The following is a 14,420-nucleotide window of genomic DNA, read 5'->3' as shown; positions in this document are numbered from 1 at the left end:
GAATTTCGCGGGGCTCTCGTTACCTCACTTCTTGGGAAACTCTTTTACGAGGTTGTCTGGCGACCGCAGTATCCTACCGTGATCAGGTCCTGGCTCTTTCCACTATCACATCGACCGAGCTCGCCCACAACGAGGTGGACGACAGAGCTAGGCACAGCTGCCGACATCCTGGTGGGGGGAAGTCCATGCAAGGAAATTCCAATCGTGGGTCTACGTCGCTCTCTAGACGATGCCCGTGGAAAACTGTCGCTCGAAATTATAAGGCTCGCCAATGTCATCGACAAAGATGCCAAGGGTGCCCTTGCACCAGCAGTCATCCTGTAATCGGTTTTAGCGTTTGATCACTGATCGCGTCACGAGAGTGCGGGCTTGAGCTGCCGCTCGATTATCCTTGCAAAAATCGATGCCCCCACGGGGAGCATTGACTCATCGAGCAAGAAAGAGGGGCTGTGCAATGGCAACGTGCCCGCATGGCCGAGCCAGCCATAGGCCCCCGGAACCTGCTGCAGCATGTCGGCAAAATCCTCTGAACCCGTCAGCAACTGCTGATTTCCATCCGTCGCATCATGGCCCAGTACATCGCGTGCAGCAGCGAGCAGGGCCTCCGCATGATCTTCTGAGTTCACCAGCACGTCGAAGACTTCGTTGAAGTGGAGATCGACCTTTAGCCCCTGTGCTATCGCCAAGCCGCCGCAAATGGTCCTCATACGTTCCTGGGCGAGTTCGCGCACGTCATGAGAAAAGAAACGGAGCGTGCCACCAAGACTGGCACTCTCTGGCAGTACATTGTATGCGCTCCCGGCGCTGATCTTTGTCACGGAGAGGACGCAAGCCTCATGGGGTGGCACGTTGCGGCTCACCACCGACTGCAACAGTTGCACCAGCGCGGCGGCGGCAAAGAGCGCATCGCGTGACTCATGAGGCATCGCCGCATGGCTGCCCTTGCCGGATACAGTGATGTCGAAGAAAGAGGCGCCGGCCATCGCCGGGCCCTTGCGCAGCGCAAAGCGGCCGGGCTTGCCGTTCGGGGCGTTGTGGAAGCCGTAGATCTCATCACAGGGAAAGCGCCGGAACAATCCCTCTACCAGCATGCGGCGTGCGCCGCCGAGACCCTCTTCGGCCGGCTGAAAAATCAGGACGGCCGTCCCCTCGAAGTCGCGGGTTCCGGCAAGGTAACGGGCTGCGCCCAGCAGCATGGTGGTGTGCCCGTCATGCCCGCAGGCGTGCATCACGCCAGGGTTCTCAGACGCGTGGGCAAGGCCCGTCTGCTCCATGATGGGCAAGGCATCCATGTCGGCACGTAAGCCAACGCGACGGTTCCCGGGCCGGCGTCCGTGGATCAGGCCGACAACGCCCGTTCCGCCCACACCCTCATGCACCTCATCGACAGCCCATCGCCGGAGCATGTCCGCAACCCGGGCTGCCGTGCGGTGCTCGGTGAAGCCGATCTCAGGATGAGCGTGAAAATCCCTGAAGATGGCAGTGAGTTCTGGCGTGCTGGCGGCAATCTGAGGAATGATGGGCACAGACAACTCTCAGGCAAGCAAAACGATGCGGCCCTCATGGATCGACTGGTCGGCTGCCAAGACGATCTTGAGGCTTTTCACAGCATCGTTCATGTGATCAGTGAGGTCGATGTTCTCGCGGATGGCCTTGAGCAGGTATCGCTGCTCACGTTCGCAGAGATCGTCATGGCTCGGTTCATCAGACATGTCGATCCGCGTATCGGGTGTCTTCATGTCGGCATGATGCCACAGGATCTGATTGGTCTTTGTGTGGGCGTTGATGTCGTCCGACTTCACGCCGCCCGAGGTTTCGGCCATTACGATGGATACAGAACCCTTGGGTCCGATCACGTCCTTCACGAAGAAAGCCGTCTCGCTCATCATTGGACCCCAGCCGGCCTCGTACCAGCCCACCGAGCCGTCGTCGAACATCACCTGCAGCATGCCGTAGTTCTGCTGCTTCACCTCGCTCGTCAGCGAGGCGCCAATGGCGTGGACCTTTATGGGCTTGGCCTTGGTCATCTGGCACATGACGTCGACATAGTGCACGCCGCAGTCGACGATGGGCGGAAAGGCATTCAGCAGGCGCTTGTGCCAGTCCCATGTTTCGCCATTGGACTGCTGGTTAAGGTTCATACGAAAGACGAGCGGTGTGCCAAGCTGCTGCGCGATCTCGATGAATTTCACCCAGCTCGGATGCTGGCGGAGGATATAGCCGATGACGAGCTTCTTGCCCGTGCGCCGTGCAGTGGCAACGGCCTTCTCTGCATTTTCTGCCGTGTCGGCGAGTGGCTTCTCAACGAAGACATGAGCGCCTGCTTCCATCGCCTTTATGGCGAATTGCGCGTGCGTGTCGGGAAGCGTATTGATCGAGACGACGTCAGGCGTCAGCTCTGCGAGTGCTTTTTCAAAGTTGTCGTATTTCGCCGCAGTTTTCAGCTCATCCGGCAGCTGGCGTTTGGCAATGCGGCGTTCACACACGCCCACCACATCGAAATCGGGAATGCGCGTATATGCCTGCGCGTGGCTCATGCCCATGTTGCCGAGGCCTACGACCAGAACCCGCAATTTCCTATCAGCCATCATCGCCTCCTATCCGATCCGAACCACATTGCCCGTACGGGCTGATTCCTCCGCCGCAAGTGTCGCCTCGAGGGCCGCCGCCGCATCTTCCGGCCGGCCGATCTTGGGCGCAATGCCCATGAGCGCACAATTGGCAAAATATTCGAATTCAGCGCGCAGTGCGCCTCCTCGCACGCCCTCGAACATCGGCCAGTAGGTGGTGTCGGGGCTGTGGAGCCTGCTGCCGTCGACAATGCCGAGGTTCGGGAAGGTGTCCTGCACGTGGATGATCCCCTCCGTGCCGATGATCGACATGCGCTCGTCGATGTCGAAGGGCGTCTTTTCCGGCATGCACCAAACAGTCTCGAGTGTCGCCGTGGCTCCGCCCTTAAAGCGATACATTGTCTGGCCGATATCAGGAAACGTGAGGTTCCGCACGCTCACCGTCTGGGAGTATGCACTCACCACGCGGTCGCTGGTGAACCACAGCATCAGGTCAGTGTCATGGATGGCATCACCCACGATTGGCCCGATCTTCTCCAGAATTGTTGGCGTCCATGCGGCCGGAATGTTGCGGCGGGACTGCAGTGCCACGATCTTGCCGATGCGCCCTTCATCGATTGCCTGCTTGGTCATTCTGTAGCGTGGATTGAAGCGGCAGATGTGCCCGACCTGCAGGATACCGCGTGTGGCATTTGCCGCGGCCATGATCTTGTTGCAATCCGCGACTGTGGAGGCCATCGGCTTTTCGAGGAACACGTGCTTGCCGGCCTTCAGGGCATCGACTGCCGGGTCGGTATGCTGGTCCCACATGGTGACGATTGATACGGCATCAATGCCCTTGTCGGCCAGCATATCGCGGTAGTCGGTGTAGGTTTTTGTTACGCCGAATTTACTGGCCTGCTCCGAAAGCCGGTCTGGCCTCCGCGTGCACAGTGCTACCAGTTCGAGGTTGGGGATGCCCACGATGGTTTCGCAGTGGATCTCGCCGAACCATCCGAGACCGATGACGCCGATCCGCAACCTGTCCATCAAAAGTTCTCCAGTGTGAGTTCGCGTGCCATCACGATATTGCCAGCCGAGAGCCCGCAGTCGACGGGCAACGCCACGCCACTGATCGCCGCTGCGGCGTCGGATGCAAGGAAAGCGACGGCATTCGCTACGTCCTCAGGGTCCACGATCCGCCCCAAGGGATACCACTTGCGCAGTGTTTCCAGAACGCTCGGGTCTTTCGCGGCACGGATCTTCCACAAGGGTGTCCGCACGGTGCCCGGCAGTACGATGTTGGAGCGGATGTTGAATCGCCCATATTCGACGGCAATCGACTTGGTGAGCGAGATCATGCCCGCCTTGGCGGCACTGTAGGCCGGGTCTCCCAACGCACCGAGTCCATTGACGGAGCCGATGGCCACGATCGACCCGCCACGATTGGCCTTCATGCCCTCGAGTACGGCATGGGCGCAATAATAGGCACTGTTGAGGTTTCCATTTACCTCATGTTGCCAGCTGTCGGGGGTGGTGCGCGCGAAGGTCGGATGCGAGGAGAAGCCGGCATTGTTGACCAGCACCGATACCGGTCCCAGTGTCTGCGTGAGTTTTGCAAAGGCCTCCGCCACACCCGCGCGGTCGCCAACGTCAACGATCGCATGGGCCATCTTCACGCCCTTGGCCCAGTCTTCGCCCATGAAGGCCTTCAGCGCCTCACTCTTGTCGAAAGCGGCGATCGCCGCGCCTTCCGCCGCGAAGCGCCTGCACAGCGCTTGGCCGATGCCCCCCGCTGCGCCGGTGATTGCCACCACCTTGCCGCTAAACATCATGGTTTTCCGCCGAAAGCATTGAGCGCATCGGCGATCCAGCCCACATTTGCCATTCGCAGGTGGCCCCAATTGTAGAAGGCCAGCCCCGCCACGTCGCCCGCGCCGAGGGCCGACACTGCTGCTAGCAGGTCAGCCTTGTTGTTAAGGTCCGGCCATGCTGGCCTGACGATGCCGCGCAACTCACCCTTGCCGCGAAGCCTGCGCTTGATGTCGAAGAGATCCGCCCTGATGCGCGCGGGCGAGGGCTCATAGAAGCAGGCCTCGATGATGCCCGCTGCGTTCGCCAAGGCCGCAAGGTCACTTCCCTCGTACCATGAGCCTCCCGTGGGACGCGACACGGAGGGAATAATGGCAACCGACGCATCCTTTCGGGCCCGGTCACGGATCTCGGCCACGAGGGAGGTGACCACGTCACAGCGCCATGCGAGGAAGGCACCAAGTTCACCGTCAGTGCGCGTATCCGCCAGCCAGAAGGCCTCTGCCATGTCAGCTGGAAAATCGATCTCGCTCGCCAGATAGTCCGAAATGTCCTTGGCCACGCGCGCCTTCAGCGGCTTGGCGTCAATCCCTGCCTTCGCCGCTCCGGCGATGCAATGGTCGCAAAAGCAGAGCCCCAATTGCTGGTCGAGCCAGCGGTTGGGCTGGTTCAGCGCGAACTCATGATGAAAGCCATGTGCATAGGGTGCAAAACCAGGCGACTCGAGTGACACGCCCGTGACCGGGTAGGACTGGGTCACGTCCCGCACCAACCCAACCGCATAGGCGCGCGCCTCGGGGTGCGACGGGCACAGGCTGTAGACATAGCGGTCGCCAAAGGCATTCGCCGTCGTGGCTTCCGGATATTGCGTGCCGAGCAGCGTGTTGTGCAGAAGCACCATCCAGGCATTGACCTTCAGCGGGCGCTGGCACAGTGCGCTTATTACCTCGCCGTGGCCGAACTCCTTGTTCGGCAACGGCTTGATCGCGCCGTAGCGGCTCATGTCCGGTTTGAAATAGACCGTGCCGTCTTCCGGGAAATAAACCTTTCCCGCCCTGCCATGCGGGCGCAGGAACTTTCCCGCGTGATAGCTCGCGGCGAATGTCACCGTATCGAGGCCAAGCGTCTTGAACCCGGAGATAGCTTCGTTGACACCTGCCTCAGCGAGGTCCCAGGCATAGGTGTAGATAGCACGGTAACTCATTGGCCGAACCAACCCTCTTGCAGATACTGCATGTATTCGAAGATCGTGTTGTACTTCCGTACGAAAACCACGCGCAGGAAGCCTCCCACCTCGAATGGCGGGATTATGATCTCCACCCCCGGCTGTTTGAGATGCTCGTCAAGGGTCGCAACGCGGAAGGCGATGTGCGGGTTGGCCTTGATCAACTCCGGCACAGTGCTGTCCGGTTCGTAACGAAGAAATTCGATGTGCTCGGGATGGGTCTTCGGGTTTGTCACCCACACACGGCTTTGCTCAACCCAGTTCTCGTCGGGTTGGACGATGGTCGTGGTAATGCCGACGTGATCGAACGCGAACATGTGGTGCCCCGCTAAAATGAAAACGGGGCGGCGGTACGGCGCCGCCCCGCATTGGGTCAGAGGCGCTTGGTGATCTCGTCGACATTCACCGCCGCATAGGCGTCCGACAGCTTGAAGCCGTCGGCATCAGCCTTCACCTTCGCCTTGTCGAAGTTGTTTGCGGCGTCGATGTAGTCGTTCTTCACCACGTCCTCGAGCTTGAAGTCGCCCTGGATCTGGCCGATCTCGCGGCCGACATCGAAGAACTGCTGCCAGCTCGACGCCAGGTGATAGCCCCATTTCTGCTGGCGCTCGTCCCAGCGACCGGCAAAAACGTTGGCGAGCTGCATCTGGGATTCGACGGCGATGTCCGGTGTCATCTGCGAGCCCAGTGCAGGGAACTGCTCCATCACGATCTGTGTTGCCGCGCGAGGGTTGTCGCGCCCGAATTCGAGGCCCATGGCCCAGCCGCGGAAGTAACGCTCGTAGAGGTCCTTCTTCGCAGCGTCATCGAAGTCCGCCTTGCGGATTACGAAGCTGTTGGCGGGAAGCTTTGAGAAGTCACGACCGAGCCAGTAGTCGAAGTCGAGGCCCTGGCCCTTCCACTGGGCGCGGAGGCCCTCCCAGGAGAGAGCAGCATCTCCCTGGCCGGACATCAGTGCGGTGCCCCAAGTCGGCCAGCCTGCATCCACATACTTGATCTTGGTGACGTCCACGCCCGCCGCCTTCAGCATCGGGTCGCAGATCGCCTGCCAGCCGGCGGAGCCCAGCACCACGGTCTTGCCCTCGAGCTCCTTCAGGCTCGCGGGTTTCTGGCCCTTGCGGAAGGCGAAGGAGAACAAGTCGCCGCCGCCCATGTGGAACACAGAGACGATCGGCATGCCCTGCGCGAGGCCCAGCGAGAAGACACCCGGCGAAGGGTATCCGACATCGGCCTGGTTCTGGTCGACGAGCTTGACCGTTGCCGTCGCATCTGACGGGCCGGGCTCGAGCGTCGTCTCGATGTCGCCGAAGTAGCCGAACTTCTTGGCGACCCAATAGGGATAGTCGTCCAGCACCTCGACCGTGCCGCGCGGGCTGACCCAGCGCACAACCTCGGCAGCATTTGCCGTCCTGTTTCCTGCAAAGCCGCCAAAGGCCGTTGCAGTAACGCCGGCTGCAGTCAGTGTCAGCAACCGGCGGCGTCCGATATTCATATGTCCAATCATGAGTGTTTCCTCCTCCATCTCGTGGACCGTTTTTCCGGGTGTAGTTGCATGAAAGCCCCCTCCCGGTTCAGGCTTCCCAGCTGGCCCATTTCTTTCCGAGCCAGAAGAAAAACACGTAGATCGATATGCCGAGGATCGCGAGGATCAGGATGATGGCGAAGAACTGCGGCATGCGGATCAGCGCGGAATAATATGTCAGCCGGTTTCCGAGGCCTTCCGCCCCGCCCACCATCTCAGCTCCGATGGTGGTGAGCAGGCCGAAAATTGAACCGACCATCAGGCCGACGATGATCATCGGCATGGCCATCGGAATGCGAATCTTGGTGAATATCTGGAAGGTGCTGGCGCCGAACGACCGGGCAAGCGCGATCTTAGCGAGGTCGACACGCCGGAAGCCCGTCGCGGAGTTAATCATCACCATGGGCCCGGAGGCCAGTGCCACGGCGATGATGCGTGGCTCACTGCCGAAGCCGAATCGCAGGATCAGGAGTGGAACTAGCGCCAGCATCGGTGTCGTGACGAGCAGCAGGATGTAAGGCGTGACCACCTTCTCGACAAAGGGGAACTGCGTGATGACCGCGGCCAGTAAGAAGCCGATGGACGCGCCGATGGCAAAGCCGATGAACAGCTCCTTCAGCGTGATGAGCAGATGCGGCCAGAGATTGGGGAATTCCGTGACCAGCGCGGTGGCGATCTGGCTCGGGCGTGGCAGTACGTATTGCGGAACGTTGAAGGCGTAGATCAGCAACTCGCTCCCGCCGATGATGATGACCGCAACGAGGATAATGATGAAGGTTTCGAACTTGGTCCGATGGTCGCCCAGGCTGAAGGAGGCGCCACTCAGCCCCACGTTGCCGTTCGCACCAGTCTTCTTGTTGAATTCCGGTATCTTGTCACCCAGTGTCTTGTCCACCGCACTTGCCTCCTGATGCCGCTGCTTACGTGATGGCCACGCGCGGGCCTGACCCGCCGCGCCCATGCTCGATGCGGGACTTAATTTCGAGAACCCGCTTGATGAAGTCCGGCTCGGTCTGGATTTCGATAGAGCGCGGGCGCGGAATGTCGATGTCGTAGATCTCGGCAATGCGGCCGGGCCTCGCCGACATCACCGCCACCCGGTCAGCCAGGAAGATGGCTTCAGCGATGGAGTGTGTGACGAAGGCGATGGTCTTGCGCGTTTCCATCCAGATTTCCTGGATCAGCAGGTTCATTTCGTCGCGGGTGAAGGCGTCGAGTGCGCCGAAGGGCTCATCCATCAGCAGGACGGATGGATTGACGGAGAGGCTGCGTACGATCGAGGCGCGCTGCTGCATGCCACCCGACAACTCACGCGGCATCTTGTTCTCGAAGCCGGTGAGGCCCACACGGTCGAGAAGCCTGGAGATCAGCGCTCGGTCGGGTGGTTTGCGCTTCAGTTCGAAGGGCAGCTCGATGTTCTTTATCAGGTTGCGCCACGGCAGCAGATTGGCATCCTGGAAGATCATCGCGATTTCCGGGTGCGGCTTCATGATGGGCTCGTTACCCAGCCGGATGTCGCCCGAGGTCAGTGAATGAAGCCCCGCCATTGACCAGAGCAGTGTGGTCTTTCCGCAACCCGAGGGGCCGAGTATACAGAGGAACTCACCCTCGCGCACGTCGAGTGATACATTGTCAAGGGCGTGCACGCCGCCACTGCGTGTTTGGTAGACCTTGGTGGCTTTGGTGATCGCCATCTTGGTCTTCAGCGTTTTCCCGGAAACTCCGTCAACCATGGTGTTCTCTGTCATCGACACGCCAATCCACCCCTCAATCTCCTGCGCGATCCGATCGGTCGGAAACACGCGACATTGGCGAGTAAACCTCGATCTCATGAAATGATGTTACAAAAATGTGGGTTGCGCAATAGTCATATTGTGAGATGCGCCGCCCGAATTGATGGCGTTAGGTTCAAGAGAGTGCATTTTAATGTGGGGTTTATCGTGCGGTTGGGGATGCTGCAGTTGCGAAGCTACCCGCTTTGTCTCCGTTCAGATGCAGTTGCCCGCTGCTCCAATACGTGTAATTTTGTTTCATCTGCGGCAAGATGAAATAGGGTGTTTGGGAATTGAATGAGGGGAAGCCGTCCAAGGTGCAGAGGGGCCGACTGCGCAAGCCGGCGACGATCGATATTGTCTCGCGGCTCGAGCGGGTCGATGCGAGCCTGTCTCCGGCGGAACGGCGCGTCGCCGATATTGTCACGGCGGACTACGAGATGGCGACGCGCATGACGATTGCCGAGCTTGCCGCGCGTGCAGAAGTGAGCCAGCCGACCGTTACCCGCTTCTGTCGGACGCTGGGCTGCACCTCGTTTTCCGAATTCAAGATCAGCCTAGCCACCACGCTCACGGTTGCCGCGGTCTATCTTCGATCGGAGCGCATATTCGATGACGACGCGGGTCAACTTGCCCATACGGTGATGATGCGTGCCGCGGGTGCGGTGCGGGAATGCCTCGACCAACTCGATACCGCCGCCTTGGGCAAGGCCATCGATGCGCTGGCGGCGAGCCACCGCATTGACATCTATGGCCAGGGTGGCGGTTCCGCGGCGCTGGTGGAGGATGCCAAGCTGCGGCTGTTCCGTCTCGGCCTCCCCGTTTCCGCCTATCAGGATGGCCACCAGCAGCGCATGTCGGCGGCAACGCTGCGGCCGTGTGACGGGGTACTCGCCATATCGAACAGCGGCCGATCGAAGACGGTGGTCGAAGCGGTGGAGATTGCAAGGTCTTTCGGAGCGAAGACGGTGGCCATCACCAGGCCCGGCACGCCGCTGGCTCTGGCGGCCGACATCGCTATCCTCGTCACCATCGCCGAGGGCACGGACGTGAAGATCCCAACGCCGTCGCGCTATGCTCATATGGCGGTGATTGACACACTGGCCGCCGGGATCGCGAAGAAGATGGGCGACAGGTCGCGTGATGCGCTCCGACGCGTGCGCTATACACTCGCACGCATTGGCGTCGCTATCCCCACGCCCAACACCGACCCCACGCCACTTATGCCCAAACACGATACGGAGGAGTGAGGTCGATGCCAGTCTTTGATGTCATCTTCCGTGATGCGCTGATCTATGATGGCACCGGCGCTCCACCACGCCGGGACAGCCTTGCCATCACCGGCGAACGCATCGCGGCGGTGGGTAGCGTTTTTCCAAATGAGGCGAGGGAGGTGGTCGAGGCCGGCCATTTGGCACTGTCCCCTGGTTTCATCGACGCACACACGCATGACGACCGCATCGTGCTCGACGCGCCGGAGATGCTGCCCAAGATTAGCCAGGGTGTCACCACCGTGATCACCGGTAACTGCGGCATATCGCTGGCGCCTGCGGTTTTCGATGATGATCCGCCGCCGCCGATGAACCTGCTGGGTGGAGCGGAGGTCTATGCCTTTCCGGACTTCGCTACCTATGCGGCGGCCCTCCGTTCGGCAGCGCCGGCAGTCAATGTGGCGGCCTTGATTGGCCACTCGGCTTTGCGCCTTGCCACCATGACAGATATCCGCCGCAAGGCGAATGAGGGTGAAATCAACCGCATGCAATCCATGGCGGCGGAGGCCATGGCAAGTGGCGCTGCGGGGTTCTCGACCGGACTGTTCTATCCCACAAATGCCGCTGCCGACAGGGCCGAGGTCGCTGCAATCGCCCGCTGCTTCGCCGCGGCGGGCGGCGTCTATGCCACGCACATGCGCGATGAATTTGCTGGCGTCCTTGACTCGATCGAGGAGTCAGTGGCGACGTCAGCCGACGCCGGTATCCGGCTGGTGATCTCGCATCACAAATGCGCCGGTCCCGCGAACTGGGGCCGCACGACGGAAACCCTTCCGCGTCTGGAGGATGCCGCGCGCCGCCAGCCGGTCAATCTCGATGTCTACCCTTATGCGGCTGGCTCCACCAATCTGCGACAGGATCTCGTGACGCCGGACTATCCGATCCGGATCTCCTGGTCGAAATCCCATCCGGAGATGACCGGCCGGATGCTCGATGACATCGCGGCAGAGTGGTCCTGCTCCCTGCATGAGGCTGCGGCGCGGCTCGACCCCGCGGGGGCGATCTATTTCCAGATGCATGAGGATGACGTCAGGCGCGTCATGTGTTCGCCGATTGCCATGATCGGCTCAGACGGCCTCCCGCATGATGCGCATCCCCACCCCCGGCTGTGGGGCACATTCCCGCGCGTTCTCGGGCATTATGCGCGTGACCTGGCGCTGTTCTCCATGGAGGAGGCGATCCACAAGATGACGGGTCTGCCTGCCCACGTGTTCGGACTGAAGGGCAGGGGCAGCCTCGCGCCTGGCAACTATGCCGATCTCGTGCTTTTCGATCCAGGGGCCGTGATCGACCGCGCCACTTATGACTCGCCGCGCCTCATGGCAGAGGGGGTATCGCGCGTCTATGTGAACGGTGCGCTCACCTTCCGCGAGGGTGGCGGCGTGGCGCAGCGCGCGGGTCGCCTCACCGGCGGCAACAACATCTGACAGAGGACCAAAATGACATACGACGCTGCAACCGAACTTACCCGTAGCTGGCTCGTCCGGCTTGATGCCGCACTCTCGGCGGGAGACGTCGCGGCGGCAACGAGCCTGTTCGGGGAGGAATGCTACTGGCGTGACTTCGTGGCGCTGACCTGGAACATACGAACTGTGGAGGGTCGCGACGGCATCTCGTCCATGCTCGTGGCAACGCTTGCCCACGCCCGGCCCCATGGCTTCGCCCTGACGGCGCCGGTCACCCGCAACGGCGACACCATCGAGGCGTGGTTCCGCTTCGAGACCGCGACGGGCCGTGGCAAAGGCCATTTGAGGCTAAGGAATGGCGAGGGCTTTACCATCCTCACCACGCTCCAGGAACTCAAGGGTCACGAGGAAAAAGCAGGCTTCACGCGCGAGAAGGGCATCGCGCATGGTGTCCGACGCGATCGCCGCACGTGGACAGAGCTGCGCCAAGAAGAGCAGCAGGAACTGGGCCGCACGCAACAGCCCTATGTGGTTATCATCGGCGGCGGCCAAGGCGGCATCGCGCTCGGTGCCAGGCTCAGGCAACTCGGCGTTCCCGCGGTTATCATCGAGAAGAATCCGCGCGCAGGGGACTCGTGGCGGAACCGCTATCGCTCCCTCGTTTTGCATGATCCCGTCTGGTACGATCATCTGCCCTTCATTCCCTTCCCGGCGCATTGGCCGGTCTTTACGCCGAAAGACAAGATGGGCGACTGGCTCGAAGCCTATGTCAAGCTGATGGAGCTCAACTACTGGGCATCCTCCGAAGTCACACACGCAAGCTTCGACGCGGGCCACAAGGAATGGACGATCGATGTGATGCGGGACGGCGAGAGGCTTGTTCTGAAGCCGAAGCATCTCGTCTTCGCCACAGGCTCCTACGGGCCGCCGCGCGAGGTGACGCTGCCAGGGGCGGAGGAGTTCTCAGGCGTGCAATATCACTCAGCGCGTCATGTATCGGGCGAAGCATTCCGGGGCAAACGTTGCATCGTGGTAGGCGCCAACAGCTCGGCACATGACATCTGCGCCGATTTTTGGGAGCACGAGGCCGCGGAGATCACCATGATCCAACGCACACCGACGACCGTGGTGCGCTCGGAGACCCTTATGGATGTTGCCTTTGCTTCTCTCTACTCGGAAGAAGCCGTAGCGAAGGGCATCGATACCGACACCGCGGACATGATCTTCGCCTCGGTTCCTTTCCGGCTGATGGCGGACCTGCAGCGCCCGGTCTATGCCGAGATCGCCGGGCGTGACGCCAGTCTCATTCGCCGTCTCAACGCGCGCGGCTTCATGACCGACTACGGCCCCGACGAATCTGGACTGATGATGAAAGCCCTGCGCACAGGTACTGGATATTATCTTGACGTCGGTTGTTCGGAACTCATCGCCTCAGGCGGGATCAGCGTGCGGAGCGGCGTAGAGATTGCGGGCCTGACACCATCGTCGGCCATTCTCAGCGACGGCTCGGAAATTCCGGCGGACATCATCGTATACGCGACAGGCTACCTGCCGATGAACGAGTGGGTGGCGAAGATCGTCTCGCGCGAGGCCGCCGATCTGATCGGTCCCAATTGGGGCTATGGCTCGGGCACCCGCGGTGATCCCGGGCCTTGGGAGGGCGAACTGCGTAACATGTGGAAGCCGCTCCGCCACGAAAATTTATGGTTCCACGGCGGCAATCTGCATCTCTCCCGCTTCAACTCAAAATTCGTTGCACTCCAACTTAAGGCGCGGTTCGAAGGAGTCAAAACGCCTGTGTTTTGAGGCGGTCTAGAGGTGCGCCAGCGCGCCACCGTGCTGCGTGAACTCGCAGGCCCTGAGTCGGGCGCACTCCCGGCGCGCTGAGAGCTTCATTCTATCCGGAATATCGTTAGGTGAACCATGGACCCAGTGCAGGCTGTGCTCGGGATCAAGGCGACGCATCTGGTTGCCGGCGTGGCGGGCGGTGTGGTTCGCGCCCTGCTTTCCGGGGGCGGGTGGCTTGCTGCCATCTCCTCCGTGGTCATTGGCAGCCTGACGGCGGGTTATCTCACGACCCCCGTCTACGCGGCGGCGAAAGCCTACTTCCCGCTGCTTGCCGGTGACGCCTCGAGCGAGCACGCGATCGGCTTCCTCGTTGGCCTCACCGCCATGCTGATCTGCGAAGGCGTGCTGCGGTTCATCCGCGCCTGGTCGCGGAACCCGACCATTCCACTCGATGAAAGGCAACCATGACGGATCTTCCGAAGCAATACGCCTGGCTCGCAGCCGAGCCCGGCCCCCGCATTCTTATCGAGGCGCTCAAGACGTACGGGACCATCGAGAAGCCAGGTGAAGGCTCCAACCCATCGATTCTGGCTTGGGCAAAGGTTACTGGGCTTGACCGCATCTACCGGAATGACGCGACCGCCTGGTGCGGTCTGTGGATGGCGTATGTGGCGCTGCAGGCCGGCTGGGACGTGCCCATGAACCCGCTGGGTGCCCGTAACTGGCTCGCCTTCGGCGTTCCCCAGCGGAAGCCCGCCCTCGGAGACGTCCTCGTCTTCTGGCGGGGCGCGTCCTCCGGCTTCAATGGCCACGTGGGGCTCTATGTCGGTGAGGACGCCCAAGCCTTCCACGTCCTCGGCGGCAACCAGTCCGACTGCGTGATGATCAAGCGCATTGCGAAGAACCGCCTACTCGGGCCCCGGCGCTGCCCGTGGAGGATCAACCAGCCTGCTGCCGTGCGACCCGTCGGGTTGGCGGCCAACGGCGCTCTATCCACCAACGAAGCTTAGGAGAACACGAGAATGTTCACGTCGATCGACAAGGCGCTGGTCGCCGCCATCATGGGCATCCTGTT

General features: G+C 61.2%; 15 protein-coding genes. 6 read left to right on the top strand and 9 right to left on the bottom strand.

What is annotated here, in order from left to right; all coding sequences use genetic code 11:
* Positions 1-78 precede the first annotated feature (78 nt).
* Positions 79-324, top strand: coding sequence for a DNA cytosine methyltransferase (locus WCJ41_RS16365; RefSeq protein WP_336906905.1), 246 nt, complete (start codon positions 79-81; stop codon positions 322-324).
* A gap of 29 nt (positions 325-353) precedes the next feature.
* Here the strand turns inward: WCJ41_RS16365 and WCJ41_RS16360 are convergent, their stop codons facing one another.
* From WCJ41_RS16360 to WCJ41_RS16320, 9 genes are all read right to left on the bottom strand, one after another.
* Positions 354-1,526, bottom strand: a complete 1,173-nt coding sequence (locus WCJ41_RS16360; protein WP_336906904.1) for a M20 aminoacylase family protein — start codon at positions 1,524-1,526, stop codon at positions 354-356.
* Between the two features lie 9 nt (positions 1,527-1,535).
* On the bottom strand, positions 1,536-2,591 hold the full coding sequence (locus tag WCJ41_RS16355; protein ID WP_336906903.1) for a Gfo/Idh/MocA family oxidoreductase: 1,056 nt from the start codon (positions 2,589-2,591) through the stop codon (positions 1,536-1,538).
* Between the two features lie 6 nt (positions 2,592-2,597).
* Positions 2,598-3,599: a Gfo/Idh/MocA family oxidoreductase gene (locus WCJ41_RS16350; RefSeq protein WP_336906902.1), complete on the bottom strand. Its 1,002-nt coding sequence runs from the start codon at positions 3,597-3,599 to the stop codon at positions 2,598-2,600.
* Positions 3,599-4,384: an SDR family oxidoreductase gene (locus WCJ41_RS16345; protein ID WP_336906901.1), complete on the bottom strand. Its 786-nt coding sequence runs from the start codon at positions 4,382-4,384 to the stop codon at positions 3,599-3,601. Before WCJ41_RS16345 ends, WCJ41_RS16350 begins: the two co-directional genes overlap by 1 nt.
* A complete protein-coding gene (locus tag WCJ41_RS16340; RefSeq protein ID WP_336906900.1) occupies positions 4,381-5,565 on the bottom strand; it encodes a hypothetical protein in 1,185 nt (394 codons plus the stop codon). The genes WCJ41_RS16345 and WCJ41_RS16340 overlap by 4 nt, the downstream gene beginning before the upstream one ends.
* Positions 5,562-5,903, bottom strand: a complete 342-nt coding sequence (locus tag WCJ41_RS16335; RefSeq protein ID WP_336906899.1) for a hypothetical protein — start codon at positions 5,901-5,903, stop codon at positions 5,562-5,564. Before WCJ41_RS16335 ends, WCJ41_RS16340 begins: the two co-directional genes overlap by 4 nt.
* A gap of 56 nt (positions 5,904-5,959) precedes the next feature.
* On the bottom strand, positions 5,960-7,078 hold the full coding sequence (locus WCJ41_RS16330; protein ID WP_336906898.1) for an ABC transporter substrate-binding protein: 1,119 nt from the start codon (positions 7,076-7,078) through the stop codon (positions 5,960-5,962).
* A gap of 79 nt (positions 7,079-7,157) precedes the next feature.
* On the bottom strand, positions 7,158-8,003 hold the full coding sequence (locus WCJ41_RS16325) for an ABC transporter permease (protein ID WP_336906897.1): 846 nt from the start codon (positions 8,001-8,003) through the stop codon (positions 7,158-7,160).
* 25 nt (positions 8,004-8,028) lie between these two features.
* Positions 8,029-8,802, bottom strand: a complete 774-nt coding sequence (locus WCJ41_RS16320) for an ABC transporter ATP-binding protein (protein WP_336906896.1) — start codon at positions 8,800-8,802, stop codon at positions 8,029-8,031.
* A 371-nt stretch (positions 8,803-9,173) separates the two neighbouring features.
* On the opposite strand from WCJ41_RS16320, the gene WCJ41_RS16315 reads away from it, so the two are divergent.
* The 5 genes from WCJ41_RS16315 to WCJ41_RS16295 all read left to right on the top strand — a co-directional run bounded on the left by WCJ41_RS16315 (position 9,174) and on the right by WCJ41_RS16295 (position 14,355).
* Complete coding sequence (locus WCJ41_RS16315) at positions 9,174-10,130, top strand: MurR/RpiR family transcriptional regulator (protein WP_336906895.1); 957 nt, start codon at positions 9,174-9,176, stop codon at positions 10,128-10,130.
* Positions 10,131-10,135: 5 nt separating this feature from the next.
* Complete coding sequence (locus WCJ41_RS16310) at positions 10,136-11,578, top strand: D-aminoacylase (RefSeq protein WP_336906894.1); 1,443 nt, start codon at positions 10,136-10,138, stop codon at positions 11,576-11,578.
* Between the two features lie 12 nt (positions 11,579-11,590).
* Positions 11,591-13,363 carry an NAD(P)/FAD-dependent oxidoreductase gene (locus WCJ41_RS16305; RefSeq protein WP_336906893.1) on the top strand — a complete coding sequence of 591 codons (1,773 nt, stop codon included), beginning with the start codon at positions 11,591-11,593 and terminating at the stop codon, positions 13,361-13,363.
* A 117-nt stretch (positions 13,364-13,480) separates the two neighbouring features.
* A complete protein-coding gene (locus WCJ41_RS16300; RefSeq protein ID WP_336906892.1) occupies positions 13,481-13,813 on the top strand; it encodes a hypothetical protein in 333 nt (110 codons plus the stop codon).
* Positions 13,810-14,355: a TIGR02594 family protein gene (locus WCJ41_RS16295; protein WP_336906891.1), complete on the top strand. Its 546-nt coding sequence runs from the start codon at positions 13,810-13,812 to the stop codon at positions 14,353-14,355. Before WCJ41_RS16300 ends, WCJ41_RS16295 begins: the two co-directional genes overlap by 4 nt.
* Positions 14,356-14,420: the final 65 nt, after the last annotated feature.

The sequence above is a fragment of the Aestuariivirga sp. genome, from assembly GCF_037139295.1.
Lineage (GTDB): Bacteria > Pseudomonadota > Alphaproteobacteria > Rhizobiales > Aestuariivirgaceae > Aestuariivirga.
The sequence above is the reverse complement of the archived record's forward strand: the minus strand, read 5'-3'. Positions and strand labels throughout refer to the sequence as shown.

Coding starts and splice junctions, on each gene's coding strand:
- WCJ41_RS16355 (WP_336906903.1), bottom strand. CDS start 2,591: ATGATGGCTGATAGGAAATTGCGGGTTCTGGTCGTAGGCCTCGGCAAC.
- WCJ41_RS16350 (WP_336906902.1), bottom strand. CDS start 3,599: ATGGACAGGTTGCGGATCGGCGTCATCGGTCTCGGATGGTTCGGCGAG.
- WCJ41_RS16345 (WP_336906901.1), bottom strand. CDS start 4,384: ATGATGTTTAGCGGCAAGGTGGTGGCAATCACCGGCGCAGCGGGGGGC.
- WCJ41_RS16340 (WP_336906900.1), bottom strand. CDS start 5,565: ATGAGTTACCGTGCTATCTACACCTATGCCTGGGACCTCGCTGAGGCA.
- WCJ41_RS16335 (WP_336906899.1), bottom strand. CDS start 5,903: ATGTTCGCGTTCGATCACGTCGGCATTACCACGACCATCGTCCAACCC.
- WCJ41_RS16330 (WP_336906898.1), bottom strand. CDS start 7,078: ATGAATATCGGACGCCGCCGGTTGCTGACACTGACTGCAGCCGGCGTT.
- WCJ41_RS16320 (WP_336906896.1), bottom strand. CDS start 8,802: ATGGCGATCACCAAAGCCACCAAGGTCTACCAAACACGCAGTGGCGGC.
- WCJ41_RS16310 (WP_336906894.1), top strand. CDS start 10,136: ATGCCAGTCTTTGATGTCATCTTCCGTGATGCGCTGATCTATGATGGC.
- WCJ41_RS16305 (WP_336906893.1), top strand. CDS start 11,591: ATGACATACGACGCTGCAACCGAACTTACCCGTAGCTGGCTCGTCCGG.
- WCJ41_RS16300 (WP_336906892.1), top strand. CDS start 13,481: ATGGACCCAGTGCAGGCTGTGCTCGGGATCAAGGCGACGCATCTGGTT.
- WCJ41_RS16295 (WP_336906891.1), top strand. CDS start 13,810: ATGACGGATCTTCCGAAGCAATACGCCTGGCTCGCAGCCGAGCCCGGC.